The organism is Pseudomonas sp. L13, from assembly GCF_009935965.1.
Classification (GTDB): Bacteria; Pseudomonadota; Gammaproteobacteria; order Pseudomonadales; family Pseudomonadaceae; genus Aquipseudomonas; species Aquipseudomonas lactis.
The window spans coordinates 18,879-40,927 of the sequence record NZ_QODJ01000056.1 but is presented as its reverse complement, the minus strand read 5'-3'; the positions used below and the strand labels follow the sequence as shown (position 1 = coordinate 40,927).

Here is a 22,049-nt window from a genome sequence, read left to right as displayed (position 1 = left end):
CCGGGTACCATTGTTTGAAAAGCGGGTTGACAGTGGGGGCGAGTCCATACATAGGAGCGAGCTTGCTCGCGAAAAACGTCAACGATAACGCGTGCTTCCTGAATAAACGCGGCGCCGGTGAGTTCTTCGCGAGCAAGCTCGCTCCTACATGATCAGGCCAGATCCACCAGCACGATTTCGCTGTCCTCGATCGCCGTCACCCGCAGTACCTGTTCATCCTCAACCGCCACACCGTCTCGTGCCTGTGCCCGCACACCATTGACGTCAATCACACCCGTGGCGGGTACCAGGTACGCCCGGCGGCCGCTGTCCAGCCGGTATTCCGCGCTTTCCCCAGCCTTCAGGTTCGCGGCCACCAAGCGTGCATCGGCACGAATCCGCAAGCTTTCAGTGTCGCCAGCCTTGCCGCTGGCCAGCGTTACAAAGCCCTCGCGGTTGCCTTGCGGAAACGGTTTGGCGCCCCAGGACGGCGGCAAGCCCGCCTCATTGGGGATGATCCAGATCTGGAAGATTTTGGTCGGCGTGGCCTCCAGGTTGTACTCGCTGTGGGCAATGCCGGTGCCCGCGCTCATCACCTGCACATCGCCGGCTTCGGTGCGGCCTTTGTTACCCAGGTTGTCGGCATGGCTGATGGCGCCTTCGCGCACATAGGTGATGATTTCCATGTCGCGGTGCGGGTGCTGGGGAAAGCCGCTGCCGGGGGCGATGATGTCGTCGTTCCACACCCGCAGGTTGCCCCAGTGCATGCGCTGGGGGTCGTAGTATTCGGCAAAGGAAAAGTGGTGATGAGCGTCAAGCCAGCCATGGTGGGCGCCGCCCAGGCTGGTGAAAGGTCGAAGTTCAAGCATGATCGTCTCCTGTTGATGGGCCCATCATCCAGCAGGGCATGATCGATAAAAAGCGTAAAAACTGCCGGATTATTATCTATTTGTTCGATGTTTTATTCCGGTGTTCACTTTCACTTCATCGCCTAACTGCATGACAACAAAGCATTTGGCTGGAAATGGGCGGCGTTTGCGGCGACCATGGTGGCCTGGTCCAAACAAGCTCACCGCAGGAGTCCGCGTGTCGCAACAACAGCCTGATCTACCCCCCGAACTGCGCCCCATGGCTGAAATGCCGCTGTTGAAGCGGCTTGCCGCTCGCCTGTTCGGCCATGGCCTTACCCGTTTGCGCGCGCAGCATCGGTTTTCCTGGTTACATGGCCAGGCGGACGGCTTTCGCAGTGGGCATGAGGCGGGCGTTGAATACGGTTACCGCGAGGGCAAGGCCGATGGCATTGAAGAGGGCCGCCAGGTCCTGTTGATTCGTGACTTTCGCCCCGATGAGCACCGTGCGCCAGGCGTAGATGACAGCCTGTTCGACGATTGGCGATTGCCGCTCACCGCAGAGGTGAAGAAACGCATGAAGGCCGATGTCGCGCGCCTGCTGCCAGCCCACGCGCAGCCAAGTGCGGCGCAATGGAAGATGATCTTCAGCGACACGCCCTCGACTTCAGTGATTGCGGGCGCAGGCGCGGGCAAGTCGACGTCCTTGGTGCTGCGCATCCTGCTGCTCAGCCATTACCTGGGCTTTGAGCTAAGTTCCATGACGGTGGTGACGTTCACCCGCGAGTCGCGCAAGGACTTCATCAACAAACTCATGGAGATTCTCAGCCTGTGGGGCCAACCCCTTGGCATTAAAGAAGCTCAGGCGGTGGTGCGCACCTTCCATTCGCGCATCCTGCCGATGGTGCGCAGCCTGCCGGGCTTTGAACGGCTGCAAGCCTTTGAGAACCTCAACGGTGGTTTTGAAGACGCCGATAGCAATGCCTTTGACCTGCGTATCAGCGACGCCCAGCGCCAGCAGATGAACGCCTGTTATCACCACTTGTATGGCCGCCATCAGCGTTTTCGCGAGTTGATTGCACCCCTGGCCCGCCATGGCCTTCAGCTCAAGGCGCTGGAGCGCGATCATCCGGACGTGCAAAAGCGCATGGCCGTGACTGAATTGGCCGCCAAGCGCGATGAAGAACTCTGTGATGTGATTGAAGATCTGTGGTTTCGCGCCGGTGCCTGGCCGATCAAAGGCATCGAACCCAGCCGTCAGACCTTTGAAATCAACGGCGCGCAATTTCATTGCCACGGCTATATCCCGGAGCTGGATGCCTGGGTGGTACTGGGGTTCGATGGGCGCGAAAACCCACAGATCAGTCGGCCGAATTCGAAACTCTCGGTGCGTGCAGAATGGGCGGTGAAGCGCACGTTATTTCAAGCTTTCTGCAATAAGCCGCTGATATGGCTGGATAATTACGAATCTTCCAAGCGCCTTTTGAGCAGCCTGGGCGGCGATGCTACGGCCGGGCCAGGCTTTGATTACAAGGTTAAAGGCGAGCTCGCTTCGGCGCCCCTGTTGGACAGTTTTGTCATGGCAGCCGGGTTTATCGAGAACCTTGGCTTGGATGTGCCTACGGCGGTTGGCCAGATGAGCTTCGCCAAAGACGACCCGGACCTGCTGTTCTTCGAGGCTCTGAGCATTTTCTGGAAGGCCCTGGAAGATCACCTGCTGGAACAGTCGCCGCCGATCATGACCTACAACCGGATGTTCTCCCTATTTGGCGAAAACACCCCGGAGAACCTCAAGCTGCTCAGCGATCCGCTGTTGCGGCCGATGTCGCACCTGATGATCGATGAATTCCAGGACGTGTCGCCGCAGATCGTGTCGTGGATCCGTGCCAGCCTGCGGGAAATCCGCAGCCGTGGGCCAGCCATGCACGTCGGGCGCGGCGCGCAACGGTCTTCGTTGTTGTGCGTGGGGGATGACTGGCAATCGATCTACGGCTGGCGCGGCAGTTCGCCCAAGTACTTCATGGAGTTCAACAAGGAGTTTGTTTCGCCCAGCACTACCCGCGTGATGCTGGGGGAGAACTACCGCAGCCACCAGCACATCATCGACGCCGCCGAACATATCGTACGCAGTGCACCGGCCATCCCGGGCAAGAAGGCCAGGGCCAGTGGCGAGCCCAAGGCATTGGTGCCCGTCACGGTGTTGGAACGTGACGACGCGGCACTGGGGCAGCGGCTGCTGGAGCACTATCAGCGGGGCGATTCGATCCTGATGCTTTATCGAAAAGGTAGCGATAAGCTATTGATTCAAGAGCATATTAAGTCTGTAGTTAATGTGGATTCTAGCTTGGCGTCTCAGGCGCGCAGGCTCAAACAGCTGACTTATCACAGTGCCAAGGGGCTTCAGGCGGATGCGGTGTTTTTGCTGGGTGATTGTCAGCATGTCACCAGCTCGCCGTACAAGAACCAGGTGTATCGCATGGCGGGTTTGGGCAAGGATGGCGACAGTGAGCCTTATGACAATGCGCAGAGAGACGAAGTGTTGCGCCTGGCCTACGTGGGGATTACCCGGGCGGTCAGCCATTGTTATTGGTATGTGGAGAAGCCGGAAGGCCAGGGTATGAATGTGCCGAGGGCGTCAGAGCGGGTGGATGGCAGGAAGGCGTTTTTTGATGATCAGCGCTGACCTTCAACTGGCATACAGCTAAACGTGGCGGGTGGCTTGTCCCAATACCTGTAGGAGCGAGCTTGCTCGCGAAAAACCATAGGCGCCGCGTTCATCAAGGAAACACGCGCTATCGTTGACGCTTTTCGCGAGCAAGCTCGCTCCTACAGGCGCTAGGGCTGGCCCCTTCCGGATTAGATAATACTATTCAAGCCCGCAACGAAACCGGCGGCACAAAACTCTCCAATTCATCCTCCACGGCCTCGATGATGCGCTCCACATCAGCCGCGTTCATCACCGTGGCGCACGGGATCCCCGCGATGGCGATCAATGTCTCGCCGCTGGCCCGGTCGAACAGGCGGGCGATCATGCTGCCGGGGGCGTCCATGCTGCCCTCGAAGCCCATCGGGTGAAAATGCCAGCGCATCAGCTGGCAGGCGTTGGGGAATGTTACTTTGTTCATGTTGCCCACCTTGTTCATTGAGCGCTTCCTTTAGCTCGCGGCAGGGGCCAGGACCTTCACTGGTCATGACAGATAGGGCTTAAAAATAGCATTCGTTCGCAACTGCAAGGTGACTTTTTTGCGCCCGTTCGGCGGTTGTTTCGCCTAATTTTGATATAGATCATGTCCTACAGAGGAATAGGCAAAAGGCCATTAGTCAGGCGCTCGATTTGACCCTTGAAGAGGCGGGCAAACTTCGGCAGTCTCAAGTATTTTTCCCGCGGTAGAGCCCGATATGCCCGACATCGCTTCAGACGATGAGTATCAGAATTCCCACGCTACCGGCGCGCTGGTGCTGCGCCATCACTTGTGCTGGCGCCATCGCGATCTGGATGGAGTGATGGCCTACTATCACCCCGACATCCAGTACCACGATTTTTTCCAGAACCGTGTGGTGGGCTATGCCGAGTTGCGCGAGTACTTGCAGGCCAGCATGCCCCGCGAGGCAGACGAGGCGATTGAACACACTGATCGCATCCGCGCCGATGGCGATACGGCGTTTATCCAGTACCGCATTACCTTGCGTGGCGGCCAAGGCCTGGTGTCGTTTCGTACCAGTGAGGCCATTACGGTGCGCGACGGGTTGATCTGGCGGGTGAATGAATATGCCTCCCTGGTACATGAGCAACCGACCCAGGCGCTGCGTCCTACGGTCAGCCGCCTGGGCTTGTCGCCCCAGCAGTTGGGTTATATGGCCAATGACCTGCAACAATATTTCGAGCGTCAGCAACCGTACCTGGACCCGGACCTGGACCTGCAGCGGGTCGCCAAGGCCTGTGGCTACAGTCGCAACCAGATGTCCTACCTGCTGAACCAGGTGCTGGGGCAGAGCTTCTATCGCTACGTCAACCAGGCGCGACTCCAGCATTTGCTGGCCGCGCTGGAGTGCGCAACACCACCCATCAAGGTGGATGATCTGGCCTTTGCCGCCGGTTTCAATTCACTTTCGGCGTTCTACAGCGCTTTTCGCCAGCACACCGGGCAATCGCCCAAGGCGTACCTCAAACAAATTTCCCTGCGTGCACGCGCGCAAGACAGCCCCTGACGCTGCGCTTTAGGATCGACCCTATCGAACCGCGGTAGGGGAACCTGGCATGCCGGCATGGCGCAGTATCAGTTTATGGATGGACCAGTTGGACGACCCGCTGGTAGCGCGACCGTCGCTGGAGCACGACCTGGACGTCAATGTGGCGATCATCGGCGCCGGCTACACCGGCCTGTGGACCGCCTATTACCTGAAGCGCCAGGCCCCCGAGCTGAAAATTGCAATCATCGAGGCGCAAACGGCCGGTTTCGGCGCATCCGGGCGCAATGGTGGCTGGTTGATGGGCAACCTCTTGGGAGAAGACCGTCTGCTGGCAGGGCTTGCCCCCCAGCAGCGGCGCGCTTCGTTTGACCTTTTGCATGGCATTCCCGATGAAGTGGCCCAGGTGCTGGCTCGCGAAGGCATTGACTGCGACTACCGCAAAGGCGGCGCCTTGTATTGCGCCGCACGCTACCCAGAACAGGAAGGCAGCCTGCGGCGCTATCTGGACAAGCTGTACGCCCAAGGCCTCACCGAAGACGACTACCGCTGGCTCAGCCCGCAGCAATTGGCCGAACAGGTCCGCATTGCCAAGCCTTATGGCGGCATCTATGCCCCCCACGTCGCGACGATCAACCCGGCAAAGCTGGTGCGTGGCCTGGCGCGGGCGGTTGAGAGCCTGGGTGTAGCCATCTACGAGAACAGCCCCGTGACCCATTGGCAGTCCGGCAGCCTGCGCACCGCCAAGGCCAGCGTGCGCGCCGCTTGGGTGGTGCCTGCTGTCGAGGGTTACGCCAATACCTTGCCGCCGTTGGGCCGCTACCAGTTGCCGGTGCAGAGTTTGATCGTCGCCACCGAACCGCTGCCAGCCAGCACCTGGGAGGACATCGGGCTCAGCCAGGGCCAGGCTTTTGGCGAGAGCAGCCGACAAGTCACCTACGGCCAGCGCACGGCGGACAATCGCCTGGTGTTCGGCGCCCGTGGCGGTTATCAATTTGCCGGCAAGTTGCGGCACAACTTCGACCTGACGGACAGCGAAGTGGAGTTACGTCGTTACCTGTTTGGCGAACTCTTCCCACAGCTGAAAAAGGCCAGGATTACCCATTCCTGGGGCGGCAACCTCGGCATGTCGCGCCGTTTTCGACCGCACATGCTCTGTGACCACAACACCGGCGTCGCACTGTCCGGCGGCTATGGCGGGGAGGGCGTGGGGGCCACAAACCTCGGCGGCCGCACTCTGGCCGATTTGATCCTGGAGCGCGACACCTTGCTGACTCAACAACCTTGGGTCATTCGCGAAGGCGGCCTCAAAGCTCTCAAGGCCTGGGAGCCGGAACCGTGCCGCTGGCTGGGCTACAACGCGATCATTCGTAGTTTTGTCCACGAAGACCAAGTCTTGGCCAACCCCAATACCCCGCCCTGGCGCCGCAAGCTGGCAACCAGCATTGCCGGTTTCATGGAAGGTTTCATGCACTAACTCATTCCACCCACAGGGGAAGCCTCATGAGCATCACCCAATTCAAAGACACGCTGAACACCCCTCTGCCGGATTCATCACCGGTGGCGGCGCCCCTGGGCGAGCCCATCGCCTTGGCCTCGACCCTGAGCGTGGAGCGCAACGACGGGGTGGAGACCGGCATCTGGGCCTGCACGCCGGGGCGCTGGCGTCGGCAGATCACGTCCCAGGAGTTCTGCCATTTCATCCAGGGGCGCTGCACCTTCACGCCCGACAACGGGGAAACCTTGCACATACAAGCCGGTGACGCACTGATGCTGCCAGCCAATAGCACCGGTATCTGGGATATCCAGGAAACCGTGCGCAAGACCTACGTCCTGATTCTGTAACGCTTTGATCCTTGATCGCCTGCCATAAAAACAGCCCTAAAACCGCCAGGAAATCGAACCATGAAAGCCATTGCCCTGTTGCCCTTGATGTTGGTGGCCTCTATCAGCCAGGCCGCCGAGACCGTGAAGATCTATAACTGGTCGGACTACATCGCACCGGACACCACCAAAAATTTCCAGCAAGACACCGGCATCGGTTTCACCTACGACGTGTACGACAGCAACGAAACCCTCGACGGCAAGCTGATGACCGGTAAATCAGGCTACGACGTGGTGTTCCCCTCCAACCATTTCATGGCGCGGCAGATCCAGGGCGGCGCCCTTAAAAAGCTCGACAAGAGCCAGTTGCCCAACTGGAAAAACCTCAACCCGGTGCTGCTCAAGGCCTTGGAAAATAACGACCCTGGCAACGCCCACGGCTTCCCGTACCTGTGGGGCAGCACTGGCATTGGCTACAACATCGACAAGGTCAAGGCGGTACTCGGCGACAACGCCCCGGTGGATTCCTGGGACTTGATCTTCAAACCGGAAAACATGGCCAAGCTGCAAAAATGCGGGGTCGCCATACTTGATAATGGCCCCGAACTGCTGCCTGCCGCGCTGAATTACCTGGGCTTGCCGCACCACAGCAAAAAAGCCGAGGACTACAAAAAGGCCGAAGCCCTGCTGATGAAAGTGCGACCTTACGTGGCGTATTTCCACTCTTCGAAATACACCGCTGACCTGGCCAATGGTGATATCTGTGTCGCCGTCGGTTTTTCCGGCGACATCCTGCAAGCCGAAAGCCGCGCCAAGGAAGCCAAGAACGGCGTGAACATCGGCTACAACATTCCCAAGGAAGGCGCGGCGATCTGGTTCGACATGGTCGCCATGCCCGTCGACGCACCGAACGAAAAAGCCGGCTATGCCTTCATGAACTACCTGCTGCGCCCCGACGTGATGGCGAGTATCACCAACTACGTGCACTACGCTAACGGCAACGCGGCGGCCGACAGCCTGGTAGACCCGGCAATCAAGGCCGATACCAAGGTGTATCCAAGCGCGCAAATGATGGGCAAGTTATTTGCACTTGAAGCCATGCCGTTGAATATCGACCGGGTGCGTACTCGGGTTTGGAACACCATTCGCACGGGACGTTGAGCAAGAGGAAAACAGCGCTGCCGTAAAGGGCGATCAGTCATCGGTACTGAGTGAAATAGATAATCACATCATAGTTACGACATTTGATGTCAATTATTTGGAGTGGAAAGTGTTATTGCCTGCGTGAGAGATTTCGATCCGCAGCGCGTAACACTTTCACATACACCCACTATCTGACAGGTGACTATATGTCCTCAATACAAAGCCTTCCCACTGGCGGCACGTGGACCCATCCGGAAAACAGCCCGCCGACGTTGCGCGGCACAGACCAGCGTGAGCGCCTGGAAGCCAAGCGGGGCGAGCCCTCGGTGCTCATCGGCGGCGGCGGTGCCGACCAGTTGGTGGGGCGCCAAGGTGAGAATACATTCAAATATGAAAAAAGCACCGACTCCCTTAGCGATGACCCCGATACGATCTTGAATTTCAACCCCAAGGAGGATGAAATCGATGTATCCGGAGTATTAAAAGACAACAATATCTCAGCCATTAATATTCAATCTGGCCCGCCCGTGGAAGTGGGGGATGTACAACTGACCCATGAGTTTGGCGTGAGCACCTTGAATATCAAGGTAAGCCCTGAAGGGCCGAACTTTTCTGTACGCGTTGATGGCGTAAATTTATTGCCGCAGCATATTAATTTCTTTCATTCGGATTAAGCCTATGGATTCTCCAGGTCATGGCCCAACGACTGAATGAATAGGGAAAACAACTCGGGCTGTGATGAGATGTCCAGCTTGGCGTACAAATGCCTGCGGTGCACTTTTACGGTGTCCGGCGAGATCTTCAAGCGTTCGGCCATGGCCTTGGAGGAGAACCCACGCAACACCAGGCGGGCGATTTCCAGCTCGCGGTCCGACAGCACACCGCTGCCGAAGTGACTCAGGGCATCGCGAATCTGGCTGTCCATGGCCGGTGCCCGCTGGGTGCTTTGCTGCCAATGCTGCTGCATGAGCGGCAACACCCAGGCCGACAGCGTGGTCAACAGCCCCGTTTCTTCAAAGCTGAAGCGTCGCTGCATACCCAGTGACAGCGACAGCGTGCCCGCGCCGGGCAATTGCAGGATCAACTGCACCTCGTCTTCCAATACGTTGTCGTGGAAGTAATTGAGGAAGTACTCACTTTGGCGAAAATGGTCCGGCGCCACTTCTTCCAGGCGGTATACGCCGCTGGCATAGTGCTCGCGGCAGGCTTGGTAGAACGGGTCGAGCAGGTACAGGCCGTTGAGGTACACCAGCATCGACGCCGGTTTGCTGCTGGGTTGGGCGTCGTACTCTTCCAGTGCCTGGGGGGGGCCATCCAGCGGGTAGAAAATCGCCAGGGCATTATCGAAAGGCAGGCATTGGTGCAACAACAGCACCAGTTGCTTCCAGAACCGCTCGGTGCCGATCTGTGACAGGGTGCGGCCCAACCCAGCATGCATACCCATTTCCCGGAACAGGCTCATCTCACCATCCCCACCCTCAAATAATCGGCCAAGGGTTAGGCTTCTGACGGGCACCGTCAAGGGGAGTACGCCAATAGGGGAATTGGCCGACAGCCCCGCCAGCCGATAACGTCGTCACTGTCCAACGGGAAGCATATCCCGAGGAAAAATCATTTTTCGTTTCTGCCTCACACCAAAAACAACGACAGAGGATAACGATATGAGTGCTACTCCCGCGCCCGATGGCGTGCTCAAGCCCACCCTGAGCGTCTTTGATGTAGTGGCCATTACCGTTTCAGCGGTAACGCCGGCCAGTTCCGTCTTTGTGATCGCCCCGTTTGCCATCCAGCAGGCGGGCAGTGGCGTGTTCCTGGCGTTTGTGATGGCGGCGCTGCTCGCGTTGATGTTCGCCTTCTGCTACGCCGAACTCGGCCGCGCCCATAACAGCGCCGGCGGCGAGTATGTGTATGCCAAGCGCGTATTTGGCGGCATGGCCGGTTACGCCACCTTCCTGACGGTGCTGGTGATGTTGTTGTTTATCCCGCCGGTATTGGCCACCGGTGCGGCGACCTATCTGAATAACGCCTTGGGCACCAAGTTCGACGCGCAAACGGTCGCCCTGGTGATCGTGGTATGCAGCTACGCCCTGGGCATCCTCAATATCAAGCTCAACGCCTGGATTACCGGCACTTGCCTGCTGTTGGAAGTGGCGGCGTTGCTGGTGATTGTGGTGATCGGCTTCGGTAATCCGGTGCAGCCGGCCAGTGTGTTATTGCAGCCGCAAATCGTCGAAAACGGCGTGTTGCACCTGGCACCCTGGGCCTTGGTGATCGGCGCCGTCGGCATCGGCCTGTTCTCGTTCAATGGCTATGGCCCGGCGGTGCTGTTGGCCGAAGACATGAAGTGCGGCGGCAAGGGCGTGCATAAGGCGGTGCTCTGGTCCCTGGGGTTGGTGGTGGTGATCGAATTGGTGCCAATCACCGCGCTGTTGATCGGCGCGCCGTCCCTGAGTGAGATGATCAGCAGCCCCGACCCGATCGGCTACCTGTTGACCAGCCATGGCAACGAAACCCTGTCGCGGTTGGTAAGCGCCGGGATCTTCCTGTCGGTGTTCAACGCCATCGTCGCCATCGTGATCCAGATTGGCCGGGTGGTGTTCAGCAGCGGTCGCGATGCGCTGTGGACGCCGAGTATCAACAAGCTGTTCACGCGTATCCACCCGCGCTGGGACTCGCCGTGGCTGGCGACGCTGTTTCTGGCGATCCCTTCGGCGCTGTTGAGTTTCAGCTCCAACCTGGCGGACCTGACCTCGTTCAGCGTGTTGCTGATCATGCTGGTATACCTGGTGGTGGCGCTGAGCGCGCTGATGAGCCGGGTGCTGTTGCGGGATCGCGAGCATCCCTATCGCATGCCGTTGTGGCCGCTGCCGGCATTGCTGGCGGTGCTCGGTGCCGGTTACCTGCTGGTCACCTTGATCCTGGAGGCGTCCGTACGCGACATCATGATCATCATCGGCTTGCTGGCCCTGTCGGTGATTTTGTATTGCATCAGTGGCCGGTTGAGTCCGGCGTTTCAGAAATTGTAAGGAGTGGGTATGCGTGCACGTCAATTGGGCATCACGTTGGGGCTGGGCATGCCCGGCGAATTGAATGCCATCACCGATGTTCCCGGGGTTCGCGTCGGCCATGCCACGCTCAAGGCGCAGGTCGACGGCAAGCACGTGCGCACCGGCGTTACGCTGATCCAGCCGCGTGCCGGGGAAGCGCGGCATCAACCGTGTTTTGCTGGCTACCACGTGCTCAACGGCAATGGCGACGCCACGGGGCTTGAATGGATCAGCGAGGCGGGGCTGTTGACCACGCCGATGGCCATTACCAACACCCACAGTATCGGGGTGGTGCGCGACAGCCTGATCGCCCTGGAACGCGAGCGTCTGGCGGACCCGGCGGTGTACTGGTGCATGCCGGTGGTCATGGAAACTTATGACGGCCTGCTCAACGACATCTGGGGCCAGCATGTTCGCCCTGAGCATGTGCGCCAGGCCTTGGACCAGGCTGAAAGCGGCCCGGTGCAGGAAGGCGCGGTTGGCGGTGGCACCGGCATGATTTGTCATGAGTTCAAGGGCGGCATCGGCACCGCGTCACGGCGGTTGCCAGCGGAGCAGGGCGGCTGGACCGTCGGCGTACTGGTGCAGGCCAACCATGGCAAGCGTCAGGAGCTGCGGGTCGATGGCTACCCGGTGGGCCGTCATTTGATGGACATTGCTTCGCCCTTTGCCGAGCGTGGCACCCCCGGCATGGGCTCCATCGTGGTGATCATCGCCACGGACGCCCCTTTGCTGCCCCACCAATGCCAACGCCTGGCGCAGCGCGCGTCCATCGGCATCGCGCGCACCGGTGGAGGCACCGAGGATTCCAGCGGTGACCTGTTCCTGGCGTTTGCCACCGGTAACCAGGATTTGCCACCGGCCGACTATGGGCGCAAGGGCCTGCCGCTCAGCACCGGCTTGCAGATGGTCAACAACGACCATATTTCGCCGCTGTTCAGCGCGGCGGCAGAGGCGGTGGAGGAGGCGATCATCAACGCCATTCTGGCAGGTGAGGACATGACCACCCAGGACGGCGTCACGGTGCCGGGGCTGGCTGGCGAAACCCTCTTGGCAGCCTTGCAACAGTGTGGCTGGAGTATGTCCCGGTAATGGGGGACAGCGCACTTTAATAGTGCGAATAGTGGCTCTTTAATGTTGCTAATGACACCGTGACAATATATTGGATCCATTAATTAAGTGAGCCGTTCGCTTAGAGCGGCTTTACTTGTATTTAATATTTAAATAGTGCGCTGTGCCGATTCGGCCACACAAACGCAACGGCCCCCAATAAACACTGCGTGGGACTTCTGCAACTTGAACCTGCGTCACAATTGTGCGATGGAAATAGAGGTAGACGAAAGATTTCAAGTTGTGTCAGTTTTCTTACGCCTTCAAAAGAGGTGAGTGATAGGACTATCCTCGCCCGCGAGGTTCCTATCGAACAAAGACTGATGCACTTGCAAACAAGGAAGTACGTTTATGTCAAAAGTAAAAGACAAAGCTATTGTATCTGCCGCGCAAGCCAGCACTGCTTACTCGCAAATCGATAGCTTCAGCCATTTGTATGACCGTGGCGGCAACCTCACGGTCAATGGCAAACCGTCCTACACCGTAGACCAGGCAGCGACCCAGCTGCTGCGGGATGGTGCTGCGTACCGGGACTTTGATGGCAACGGCAAGATCGATCTGACCTACACCTTCCTCACCTCGGCTACCCAGAGCACCATGAACAAGCATGGCATCTCCGGGTTCAGCCAGTTCAACACCCAGCAGAAAGCACAGGCCGCACTGGCCATGCAATCCTGGGCGGATGTCGCCAACGTGACCTTTACCGAAAAGGCTTCCGGCGGTGACGGCCACATGACCTTCGGCAACTACAGCAGCGGCCAGGACGGCGCCGCGGCCTTCGCTTACTTGCCCGGTACCGGTGCAGGCTACGACGGCACTTCGTGGTACCTGACCAACAACAGCTACACGCCGAACAAGACCCCGGACCTGAACAACTATGGCCGGCAGACCCTGACCCACGAAATCGGCCACACCCTGGGCCTGGCGCACCCTGGCGACTACAACGCCGGGAACGGCAACCCGACCTATAACGACGCCACCTATGGACAGGACACGCGTGGCTATAGCCTCATGAGTTACTGGAGCGAGAGCAACACCAACCAGAACTTCAGCAAAGGCGGCGTCGAGGCTTACGCTTCCGGCCCGCTGATCGACGACATCGCCGCGATCCAGAAGCTCTACGGTGCCAACCTCAGCACCCGCGCCACAGACACCACCTACGGGTTCAACTCCAACACCGGGCGTGATTTCCTCAGCGCCACGTCCAACGCCGACAAGCTGGTGTTCTCGGTATGGGACGGTGGCGGCAACGACACCCTGGACTTCTCCGGTTTCACCCAGAACCAGAAGATCAACCTCAACGAGACATCATTCTCTGATGTGGGCGGCCTGGTGGGCAACGTGTCCATCGCCAAGGGCGTCACCCTCGAGAACGCGTTCGGCGGTTCGGGCAACGACCTGATCATTGGTAACCAAGTCGCCAACACCATCAAGGGCGGGGCCGGCAACGACCTCATCTACGGCGGCGGCGGTGCGGACCAGCTGTGGGGCGGCGCTGGCAGCGACACTTTCGTGTACGGTGCCAGTTCCGACTCCAAGCCAGGCGCTGCGGACAAGATCTTTGACTTCACCTCCGGTTCGGACAAGATCGACCTGTCCGGTATCACCAAGGGTGCGGGCGTGACCTTCGTCAACGCATTTACCGGGCATGCCGGCGATGCTGTACTGACCTATGCCTCAGGTACCAACCTGGGCACCTTGGCGGTGGACTTCTCCGGGCACGGCGTGGCGGATTTCCTCGTCACCACCGTTGGCCAGGCGGCTGCCAGTGACATCGTAGCCTGATGTAAAGCGCGCGGTGCTTCGGCGCCGCGCTCCAGGCCGGAGTTGGATATGCCACGTTTTTCCCATTTGATCGCCTGTGTTGTGCAGGTGTTGTTCGTGTCGGCAGGAGCCCACGCAATGGCTAGCAGTCTTGTATTACCCACCGCCGCGCAGCTTGCCGGGCAGTGGGAGCTGAAGCAGCAGGATCAGGTGTGCGCGCTCAAGTTAGTGGAGCAAGCCAACGCCCTGGAGGGCGATATCGCCTGTGCCGAGCAATGGCTGGGCGACAAGCCGCTGACGTGGTCGCCCACCCCGGATGGTATTTGGCTGTTTAACGCTGAAGGCTCAGGGATCACCCATTTGAATCGCCAGAAAGAGGGCGACTATCAAGCCCGCACTAAAGCGGGCGAAGTTGTAAGGCTGCAACGAAAACTTTAATTAAAAGTTATAAGCATATAACTCGATTTGTTAGGCGGCCGTACCCTACTCGGTAGGGGTGACCCTTTTGCGTAATTCGCTGCAAGGAAAAACAATTAATATGGCGAAGTCCCATGGGGTGGCGCCCTTATTCAGGGCGCTGGGTGAATACAAGAGTATTTTGATCAGCGTTGGCTGTTTCACGGCATTGATTAACCTATTAATGCTGGTGCCCTCGATTTACATGCTGCAAGTGTATGACCGTGTGTTGTCCTCCCAGAATGAAACCACCCTGGTGATGTTGACGCTGATGGTCGTGGGCTTCTTTGCGTTTATCGGCCTGCTGGAAGTGGTGCGCAGCTTTATCGTGATCCGCATTGGCAGCCAGTTGGAGCGACGTTTCAACTTGCGCGTGTACAAAGCCGCGTTCGAACGCAACCTGCAGCGCGGCCAAGGGCACGCCGGGCAATCCTTGGGCGACCTGACCGCTCTGCGCCAATTCATCACGGGGCCAGCGCTGTTCGCGTTTTTCGATGCGCCCTGGTTCCCGATCTACCTGTTCGTGATTTTCCTGTTCAATGTGTGGCTCGGCGTGCTGGCCACGGCCGGCGCGGTGCTGTTGATTGGCCTGGCGTGCCTTAACGAATACCTGACCAAAAAGCCATTGGGCGAGGCCAGCGGTTATTCGCAGCAGTCCACCCAACTGGCCACCAGCCATTTGCACAACGCCGAAACCATCCAGGCCATGGGCATGCTCGGTGCGCTGCGCCAACGCTGGTTTGGCGTGCATTCGCAGTTCCTGGGCTTGCAGAACCAGGCCAGCGACACCGGTTCGATCATCACCTCCTTAAGCAAATCCTTGCGCCTGTGCCTGCAATCCTTGGTGCTGGGCCTGGGCGCCTACCTGGTGATCAAGGGCGACATGACCGCCGGCATGATGATCGCAGGCTCCATCTTGATGGGCCGCGTACTCAGCCCCATCGACCAACTGATTGCAGTGTGGAAGCAATGGAGTTCGGCCAAGCTGGCCTATCAGCGCCTCGACGAACTGCTGCGCGAATTCCCGCCAGAGGTCGAGCACATGGCCTTGCCTGCGCCCAACGGCCAAGTCAGTTTCGAGCAGGTCAGCGCCGGCCCGCCGGGGCGGCGCGTGGCGACCCTGCATCAGGTCAGCTTTAACCTGGCTGCCGGTGAAGTGCTAGGCGTGCTCGGCGCGTCGGGCTCCGGCAAGTCCACCCTGGCTCGCGTGCTGGTGGGCGTGTGGCCAACCCTGGCCGGTACCGTACGCCTGGACGGCGCGGATATTCACCGCTGGAACCGCGACGACCTCGGCCCGCATATCGGCTATTTGCCCCAGGACATCGAGCTGTTCAGTGGCAGCATCGCCGACAACATCGCGCGCTTTCGCGAGGCCGACCCGGAACTGGTGGTCAAGGCCGCGCAACAGGCCGGCGTACATGAACTGATCCTGCGCCTGCCCCAAGGCTACGACACCGTGCTGGGCGACAACGGCGGAGGCTTGTCCGGCGGCCAGAAACAACGCGTGGCCCTGGCCCGCGCCCTGTACGGCGGGCCGCGCCTGATCGTGCTGGACGAACCCAACTCCAACCTCGACACCGTCGGCGAAGCCGCATTGGCCAGCGCCATCATGCAGATGAAAGCCCAGGGCAGCAGCGTGGTGCTGGTCACCCATCGTTCCTCTGCATTGGCCCAGGCCGATAAGTTGCTAGTGCTCGGCGAAGGCCAACTGCAAGCGTTCGGGCCCAGTCAGGAGGTGCTGCGGGCGTTGTCCGGGCAGCAGGAAGCGCCGAAAGAAAAAACCGGTGTCAGCTTCAGCCGTCACTACCAGGCCGGAAGGAATCCAGGCGCATGAGCAGCCTTACTGTTGAACCTCAAATCAAAGAACGCGATGCCGGCTTTTTCGTAAAAATGGGCTGGGTGATGACCATCGTCGGTGCCGGCGGGTTTTTCCTCTGGGCCAGCCTCGCACCGTTGGACCAAGGCATTCCGGTCCAAGGCACCGTGGTGGTGTCTGGCAAGCGCAAGGCGGTACAAACCTTCAGCCCCGGCGTGGTCAGCCGCATCCTGGTGAAAGAGGGCGAGTTGGTCAAGCAAGGTCAGCCGCTGTTTCGTCTCGACCAGACCCAGAACCAGGCCGATGTGCAATCGCTGCAAGCCCAGTACCGCATGGCCTGGGCCAGCGTGGCGCGCTGGCAGAGCGAGCGTGACAACCTCTCCAGCATCACCTTTCCCGCTGAACTGAGCGCCAACCCCGATCCGGCCCTGATGCTGGTGCTGGAAGGCCAGCGCCAATTGTTCAGCAGCCGTCGCGACGCGTTTGCCCGTGAACAAGCCGGGATCCGCGCCAGCATCGAGGGGGCTACCTCGCAGTTGAGCGGCATGCGCCGTGCGCGCAGCGACTTGACCGCCCAAGCCCAATCCCTGCGTGCGCAACTGAGCAACCTGCAACCCTTGGCCGACAACGGCTATATCCCGCGCAATCGGCTGATGGACTATCAGCGCCAGTTGTCCCAGGTGCAGCAGGACCTGGCGCAAAACGCCGGGGAAAGCGGCCGGATAGAGCAGGGCATTGTCGAATCGCGCCTCAAGTTGCAGCAGCACAGCGAGGAGTATCAGAAGGAAGTGCGCAGCCAGCTGGCCGACGCGCAACTGCGTAGCCTGACCCTTGAACAGCAACTGACCTCCGCCGGCTTCAACCTGCAACACAGCGAGATCAACGCGCCCGCCGATGGCATCGCGGTCAACCTCGGCGTGCATACCGAAGGCGCCGTGGTGCGCGCCGGTGAAACCCTGCTGGAGATCGTGCCCCAGGGCACACGTCTGGAAGTGGAAGGGCATTTGCCCGTGCACCTGGTGGACAAGATCGGCACACACTTGCCGGTCGACATCCTCTTCACCGCCTTCAACCAAAGCCGCACGCCACGGGTGCCGGGTGAAGTCAGCCTGATCTCCGCCGACCAGATGCTCGACGAAAAAACCGGTGCGCCGTATTACGTGCTGCGCACCAGCGTCAGCGAGGCGGCCATGGAAAAACTCAACGGCCTGGTGATCAAGCCCGGCATGCCCGCCGAGATGTTCGTGCGCACCGGCGAGCGTTCACTGCTCAACTATCTGTTCAAGCCGCTGCTGGACCGCGCCGGCTCTGCGTTGACAGAGGAATGAGCATGAAGCCAGTGTTCATTTCGCTGTTGCTGGTGTGTGGCAGTGCCCAGGCCGCGATGGGGCCCTTCGATGTGTACGAGCAGGCGCTGCGCAACGACCCGGTGTTCCTCGGCGCCATCAAGGAGCGCGACGCCGGCCTGGAAAACCGCACCATTGGCCGTGCCGGCTTGCTGCCGCGGCTGTCCTACAACTACAACAAGGGCCGCAACAATTCCGAGGCGCACCTGCCCGACGGGCGCGGCGGCAGTTACCGCGACGACCGCAACTACAACAGCTATGGCTCCACCTTCAGCCTGCAACAGCCGCTGTTCGACTACGAAGCCTATGCCAACTACCGCAAGGGCGTAGCCCAGGCGCTGTTTGCCGATGAAAGCTTTCGCGACAAGAGCCAGGCGTTGCTGGTGCGGGTGTTGAGCTATTACACCCAGGCGCTCTTTGCCCAAGACCAGATCGACATCGCCAGGGCCAAGAAGAAGGCGTTCGAACAACAGTTCCAGCAGAACCGGCATCTGTTCCAGCAAGGCGAGGGCACCCGCACCGATATCCTTGAAGCCGAGTCGCGCTACGAGTTGGCCACCGCCGAAGAGATCCAGGCCCTGGATGAGCAGGACGCCTCGCTCCGGGAACTGGGCGCGTTGATCGGCGTGCAAAGCGTCAACATCAACGACCTGGCACCGCTGAACCAGAGCTTTGCCGCGTTCACCCTGACCCCGGCCAACTACGACACCTGGCATGAGTTGGCGCTGACCAACAACCCGGTGCTGGCTTCGCAGCGCCAGTCCCTGGAAGTGGCGCGCTATGAAGTGGAACGCAACCGCGCCGGGCATTTGCCGCGAATCACCGCGTATGCCACCTCGCGCAAACAGGAGTCCGACAGCGGCAACACCTATAACCAACGCTACGACACCAACACCATCGGCGTCGAAGTGAGCATGCCGCTGTATGCCGGTGGCGGTATCTCGGCTTCCACCCGCCAGGCCAGCCGTGCGATGGAGCAGGCCGAGTACGAGCTGGAGGGCAAGACCCGCGAAACCCTGATCGAACTGCGTCGCCAGTTCAGCGCGTGCTTGTCAGGCGTGAGCAAGTTGCGCGCCTATCAGAAAGCGCTGGCATCCGCCGAGGCGCTGGTGGTGTCGACCAAGCAAAGCATTCTCGGCGGCGAACGCGTCAACCTCGACGCTCTGAATGCCGAACAGCAGCTGTACAGCACCCGCCGCGACCTGGCCCAGGCGCGTTATGACTACTTGATGGCCTGGACCAAATTGCACTACTACGCGGGCAACTTGCGTGACACCGACTTGGCCAAAGTGGACGAAGCCTTCGGCCCGGATGGAAAACTGTAGGAGCGAGCTTGCTCGCGAAAAACGTCAACGATAACGCGGGCAACCTGGATGCACGCGGCGTCTGTGAGTGCTTCGCGAGCAAGCTCGCTCCTACAGGGGAATAACAATAATAGGGAGTGTGCACATGATCACCGATTCACCGCGTTTCAAACCCTTCACCGCAGGTTCTTTGCTGCTGCTGTCCGTTGCGGCACAGGCGCAATACACCGAGACCGGCCAGCCGGGTAACCCCGCCAGTTGGCGCTCGGCCGAGTACCAGAGCGACTGGGGCCTGGGCCGCATGAAAGCCGATGAAGCCTACGCCGCCGGGATCAGCGGCCAAGGCGTGAAAATCGGCGCGCTGGACTCAGGGTTCGATGCCAATCACCCCGAAGCCTCCAAAGACCGTTTCCACCCGGTCACCGCCACGGGCACCTATGTCGATGGCAGCGTCTTCAGCACCACGGGCGCGCTCAACCCGAACAATGATTCCCACGGCACCCACGTCACCGGCACCATGGGCGCCGCCCGCGACGGCGTGGGCATGCATGGCGTGGCCTACAACGCGCAAGTTTTTGTGGGCAACACCAACGCCAACGACAGCTTCCTGTTCGGCCCCACCCCTGACCCCAAATACTTCAAGACCGTGTACACCGCTTTGGTGGACTCCGGCGTGCGCGCCATCAACAACAGCTGGGGCAGCCAGCCCAAGGACGTCAGTTACCAGACTCTGGATAACATGCACGCGGCGTACGCCCAGCATTACAACCGTGGCACCTGGCTGGACGCGGCAGCGGACGTGGCCAAGGCTGGCGTGATCAATGTGTTCAGCGCCGGCAACAGCGGCTATGCCAACGCGAGCGTGCGCTCGGCCTTGCCGTATTTCCAGCCGGAACTGGAAGGCCACTGGCTTGCCGTGTCCGGGTTGGATAAGGCCAATAACCAGAAATACAACAAATGCGGCGTCGCCAAGTACTGGTGTATTTCTACCCCCGGCGCGCTGATCAACAGCACCATTCCTGACGGGGGTTATGGGGTCAAGTCCGGCACCTCGATGGCAGCGCCCCATGCCACCGGCGCGTTGGCGCTGGTGATGGAACGTTATCCCTACATGACCAACGAGCAAGCCTTGCAGGTGCTGCTGACCACCGCCACCCAGCTCGACGGCTCGATCACCCAGGCGCCCAATGCGATTGTCGGCTGGGGTGTGCCTGACCTGGGCCGGGCGATGCATGGCCCTGGGCAATTGCTCGGGCCTATGGAGGTGAACCTGGCCGCCGGGCAGGGCGATGTGTGGAGCAATGGCATCTCCGACCAGGCGCTGCTTCAGCGCCAGGCCGAGGACCGCGCCGAACACACTGCCTGGCAGCAAACCCTGATCGACAAGGGCTGGCAAAACGGCGTCGGCGCGACTGCCAGCCAGCAGGACCAGACCGACTACGCCATCGGCAACGCCCGCGACCAGGCCGCCGCCAACCGCGTGTACGAGGGCAGCCTGGTCAAGGCCGGTGCCGGTAGCCTGGTGCTCAGCGGCGACAGCACCTATCGCGGCGCGACCCTCGTCAACGGCGGTCTGCTGGCCGTCAATGGCTCGCTGGCTTCGGCAGTGACGGTGAATGACAGCGGCACCCTCGGCGGTTCCGGGCGTATTGCCGCGTTGTCTGTAAACAACGGCGGCCGTGTGGCCCCGGGCAATTCCGTGGGCACCTTGCAAGTGGCAGGGGACGTAAACCTCGGCGCCGGCTCTACCTATGCCGTGGAGCTGACGCCCACCAGCAGTGACCGCATTGTTGCCGGCGGCCAGGCGGTTCTGGGCGGCGGCACGGTCACGCTGGCGCTGGAAAACAGCCCGACCTTGCTCAGCCAGAGCGAGGCCCAAAGCCTGATCGGCCGGCAGTACTCGATTCTCGAGGCGGCGGGCGGTATCCAGGGCCAGTTCGGGCAAGTGCTGCCCAACTACCTGTTCCTCGGGGGCACCCTCGACTATGCCGCCAATGCCGTGCAACTGAATGTCGGGCGCAACGACGCCAGCTTCGCCAGCGTCGGCGCCACCCGCAACCAGCGCAACGTCGCGGCGGCCGCCGAGCAATTGGGCGCCGGCAACCCGGTGTATGAAAGCCTGCTGCAGTCGCAATCGGTTGCCGTGGCCCAGCAGGGCTTGCAGCAACTGTCCGGGGAAATCTACCCGGCTGTGGGCGCGATGCTGATCAACGACAGCCTGCAACTGCGTAACGCCGTGGGCGAGCGCCTGCGCCATGTGCCAGTGGCCGGTGAAAGCAACCTGTGGTTTAAAGCCCTGGGCGCCTGGGGTAAGACCGATAGCCGCACTGAAACGTCGGGGTCCACCACCTCCATCGGTGGCCTGTTGGCGGGCGTGGATGGCGCGCTGGATGAGCAGACCCGCGTGGGTGTGGTCGCCGGTTACAGCGACAGCTCCTTGAACATGGGCAGCGGTACCCATTCATCGACGTCCATCGACAGCTACCACTTCGGTGCGTACGCCGGGCGCGAGCTGGGCGACTGGCGCCTGAGCGTCGGCGGCGCCTACAGCTGGCATCGCGGCGATGTGAAGCGCGACCTGCAATGGGGTGATGTCAGCGGCAAGCAAAAAACCAAGCTGGACGCGACCACGGCGCAAGTCTTTACCGAAGCCGCGTACCGCATCCGCCTGCAAGCGGTGGCGCTGGAGCCGTTCGCCAACCTGGCTTACGTGCATCTGAACAGCGAGTCCTTCCACGAAAAAGGCGATGCCGCGGCCCTGGAACGCGGCAGCGACCGGCGTGATGCGGTGCTCAGCACCCTTGGCGTACGTGCGCTGAAAACCCTGGCCCTCAATGACCACCAGCAACTGGACCTGTCCGGTTCGTTGGGCTGGCAACACAGCCTGACGGCGGTGGAGTCCGAAGAGCACCTGGCGTTTGTCGCAGGCGGGCCTTCATTTGCGGTGCGCAGTGCACCGTTGCTGCGCGATGCCGCCCTGGTGGGCGTGCAGGCCAGCCTGGCGCTGAATGCATCGACGCGGGTCAACCTGGATTACAACGGCCAACTGGGTGGGCGCGCGAAAACCCAGGGCGTGGGCTTGAGCCTGAACTGGCAGTTCTAAGCACACCGCGAACAGAAAATGTGGGAGCTGGCTTGCCTGCGATAGCGGTGGGTCAGCCAGCAGAGGCGTGACTGGCAGGACGCTATCGCAGGCAAGCCAGCTCCCACATTGAAGCGGCGGT

Annotated in this window: 17 protein-coding genes; 14 read left to right on the top strand and 3 right to left on the bottom strand. The window is 60.5% G+C overall.

All coding sequences use genetic code 11. The features are described 5' to 3' along the window. Positions 1–152: 152 nt before the first annotated feature. Positions 153–848 (bottom strand): pirin family protein, encoded by a 696-nt coding sequence (locus tag DK871_RS22965; protein WP_161906744.1) that lies wholly within the window; start codon positions 846–848, stop codon positions 153–155. Positions 849–1,065: 217 nt separating this feature from the next. Here DK871_RS22965 and DK871_RS22960 point away from each other — a divergent pair, with 217 nt between their 5' ends. Further along, positions 1,066–3,510 (top strand): UvrD-helicase domain-containing protein, encoded by a 2,445-nt coding sequence (locus DK871_RS22960; protein ID WP_161906743.1) that lies wholly within the window; start codon positions 1,066–1,068, stop codon positions 3,508–3,510. Positions 3,511–3,697: 187 nt separating this feature from the next. Here the strand turns inward: DK871_RS22960 and DK871_RS22955 are convergent, their stop codons facing one another. Beyond that, the gene (locus tag DK871_RS22955; RefSeq protein WP_014718395.1) at positions 3,698–3,970 is read right to left on the bottom strand and encodes a DUF1652 domain-containing protein; all 273 of its coding nucleotides are present in this window, start codon (positions 3,968–3,970) and stop codon (positions 3,698–3,700) included. A 256-nt stretch (positions 3,971–4,226) separates the two neighbouring features. Between DK871_RS22955 and DK871_RS22950 the strand changes: the two genes are divergently transcribed. The 5 genes from DK871_RS22950 to DK871_RS22930 all read left to right on the top strand — a co-directional run bounded on the left by DK871_RS22950 (position 4,227) and on the right by DK871_RS22930 (position 8,656). Next, positions 4,227–5,036, top strand: coding sequence for an AraC family transcriptional regulator (locus tag DK871_RS22950; protein ID WP_161906742.1), 810 nt, complete (start codon positions 4,227–4,229; stop codon positions 5,034–5,036). A gap of 49 nt (positions 5,037–5,085) precedes the next feature. Beyond that, positions 5,086–6,492, top strand: a complete 1,407-nt coding sequence (locus DK871_RS22945) for an FAD-binding oxidoreductase (RefSeq protein WP_161906741.1) — start codon at positions 5,086–5,088, stop codon at positions 6,490–6,492. A gap of 26 nt (positions 6,493–6,518) precedes the next feature. Then, positions 6,519–6,860, top strand: a complete 342-nt coding sequence (locus tag DK871_RS22940; RefSeq protein ID WP_161906740.1) for a cupin domain-containing protein — start codon at positions 6,519–6,521, stop codon at positions 6,858–6,860. 60 nt (positions 6,861–6,920) lie between these two features. Continuing rightward, positions 6,921–8,000 (top strand): polyamine ABC transporter substrate-binding protein, encoded by a 1,080-nt coding sequence (locus tag DK871_RS22935; RefSeq protein WP_161906739.1) that lies wholly within the window; start codon positions 6,921–6,923, stop codon positions 7,998–8,000. A 188-nt stretch (positions 8,001–8,188) separates the two neighbouring features. Next, positions 8,189–8,656 carry a M10 family metallopeptidase C-terminal domain-containing protein gene (locus tag DK871_RS22930; RefSeq protein WP_161906738.1) on the top strand — a complete coding sequence of 156 codons (468 nt, stop codon included), beginning with the start codon at positions 8,189–8,191 and terminating at the stop codon, positions 8,654–8,656. A gap of 2 nt (positions 8,657–8,658) precedes the next feature. Here the strand turns inward: DK871_RS22930 and DK871_RS22925 are convergent, their stop codons facing one another. Then, on the bottom strand, positions 8,659–9,444 hold the full coding sequence (locus DK871_RS22925; protein ID WP_056785531.1) for a helix-turn-helix transcriptional regulator: 786 nt from the start codon (positions 9,442–9,444) through the stop codon (positions 8,659–8,661). 199 nt (positions 9,445–9,643) lie between these two features. On the opposite strand from DK871_RS22925, the gene DK871_RS22920 reads away from it, so the two are divergent. The 8 genes from DK871_RS22920 (at position 9,644) to DK871_RS22885 (ending at position 21,928) form a co-directional block, all read left to right on the top strand. Next, positions 9,644–11,008 carry an APC family permease gene (locus DK871_RS22920; protein ID WP_003191147.1) on the top strand — a complete coding sequence of 455 codons (1,365 nt, stop codon included), beginning with the start codon at positions 9,644–9,646 and terminating at the stop codon, positions 11,006–11,008. 9 nt (positions 11,009–11,017) lie between these two features. After that, positions 11,018–12,121 carry a P1 family peptidase gene (locus DK871_RS22915; protein ID WP_161906737.1) on the top strand — a complete coding sequence of 368 codons (1,104 nt, stop codon included), beginning with the start codon at positions 11,018–11,020 and terminating at the stop codon, positions 12,119–12,121. A 369-nt stretch (positions 12,122–12,490) separates the two neighbouring features. Further along, a complete protein-coding gene (locus DK871_RS22910) occupies positions 12,491–13,924 on the top strand; it encodes a serralysin family metalloprotease (RefSeq protein WP_161906736.1) in 1,434 nt (477 codons plus the stop codon). Positions 13,925–13,972: 48 nt separating this feature from the next. After that, a complete protein-coding gene (locus tag DK871_RS22905) occupies positions 13,973–14,341 on the top strand; it encodes an AprI/Inh family metalloprotease inhibitor (RefSeq protein ID WP_161906745.1) in 369 nt (122 codons plus the stop codon). A gap of 100 nt (positions 14,342–14,441) precedes the next feature. Then, positions 14,442–16,193, top strand: a complete 1,752-nt coding sequence (locus tag DK871_RS22900) for a type I secretion system permease/ATPase (protein WP_161906735.1) — start codon at positions 14,442–14,444, stop codon at positions 16,191–16,193. Continuing rightward, positions 16,190–17,503: an HlyD family type I secretion periplasmic adaptor subunit gene (locus DK871_RS22895; protein ID WP_161906734.1), complete on the top strand. Its 1,314-nt coding sequence runs from the start codon at positions 16,190–16,192 to the stop codon at positions 17,501–17,503. Before DK871_RS22900 ends, DK871_RS22895 begins: the two co-directional genes overlap by 4 nt. Before the next feature lie 2 nt (positions 17,504–17,505). Further along, positions 17,506–18,846, top strand: coding sequence for a TolC family outer membrane protein (locus DK871_RS22890; RefSeq protein ID WP_003191155.1), 1,341 nt, complete (start codon positions 17,506–17,508; stop codon positions 18,844–18,846). A gap of 124 nt (positions 18,847–18,970) precedes the next feature. Beyond that, the gene (locus tag DK871_RS22885) at positions 18,971–21,928 is read left to right on the top strand and encodes an autotransporter serine protease (RefSeq protein WP_161906733.1); all 2,958 of its coding nucleotides are present in this window, start codon (positions 18,971–18,973) and stop codon (positions 21,926–21,928) included. Positions 21,929–22,049: the final 121 nt, after the last annotated feature.

Coding starts and splice junctions, on each gene's coding strand:
- DK871_RS22965 (WP_161906744.1), bottom strand. CDS start 848: ATGCTTGAACTTCGACCTTTCACCAGCCTGGGCGGCGCCCACCATGGC.
- DK871_RS22955 (WP_014718395.1), bottom strand. CDS start 3,970: ATGAACAAGGTGGGCAACATGAACAAAGTAACATTCCCCAACGCCTGC.
- DK871_RS22950 (WP_161906742.1), top strand. CDS start 4,227: ATGCCCGACATCGCTTCAGACGATGAGTATCAGAATTCCCACGCTACC.
- DK871_RS22945 (WP_161906741.1), top strand. CDS start 5,086: ATGCCGGCATGGCGCAGTATCAGTTTATGGATGGACCAGTTGGACGAC.
- DK871_RS22940 (WP_161906740.1), top strand. CDS start 6,519: ATGAGCATCACCCAATTCAAAGACACGCTGAACACCCCTCTGCCGGAT.
- DK871_RS22935 (WP_161906739.1), top strand. CDS start 6,921: ATGAAAGCCATTGCCCTGTTGCCCTTGATGTTGGTGGCCTCTATCAGC.
- DK871_RS22930 (WP_161906738.1), top strand. CDS start 8,189: ATGTCCTCAATACAAAGCCTTCCCACTGGCGGCACGTGGACCCATCCG.
- DK871_RS22925 (WP_056785531.1), bottom strand. CDS start 9,444: ATGAGCCTGTTCCGGGAAATGGGTATGCATGCTGGGTTGGGCCGCACC.
- DK871_RS22920 (WP_003191147.1), top strand. CDS start 9,644: ATGAGTGCTACTCCCGCGCCCGATGGCGTGCTCAAGCCCACCCTGAGC.
- DK871_RS22915 (WP_161906737.1), top strand. CDS start 11,018: ATGCGTGCACGTCAATTGGGCATCACGTTGGGGCTGGGCATGCCCGGC.
- DK871_RS22910 (WP_161906736.1), top strand. CDS start 12,491: ATGTCAAAAGTAAAAGACAAAGCTATTGTATCTGCCGCGCAAGCCAGC.
- DK871_RS22905 (WP_161906745.1), top strand. CDS start 13,973: ATGCCACGTTTTTCCCATTTGATCGCCTGTGTTGTGCAGGTGTTGTTC.
- DK871_RS22900 (WP_161906735.1), top strand. CDS start 14,442: ATGGCGAAGTCCCATGGGGTGGCGCCCTTATTCAGGGCGCTGGGTGAA.
- DK871_RS22895 (WP_161906734.1), top strand. CDS start 16,190: ATGAGCAGCCTTACTGTTGAACCTCAAATCAAAGAACGCGATGCCGGC.
- DK871_RS22890 (WP_003191155.1), top strand. CDS start 17,506: ATGAAGCCAGTGTTCATTTCGCTGTTGCTGGTGTGTGGCAGTGCCCAG.
- DK871_RS22885 (WP_161906733.1), top strand. CDS start 18,971: ATGATCACCGATTCACCGCGTTTCAAACCCTTCACCGCAGGTTCTTTG.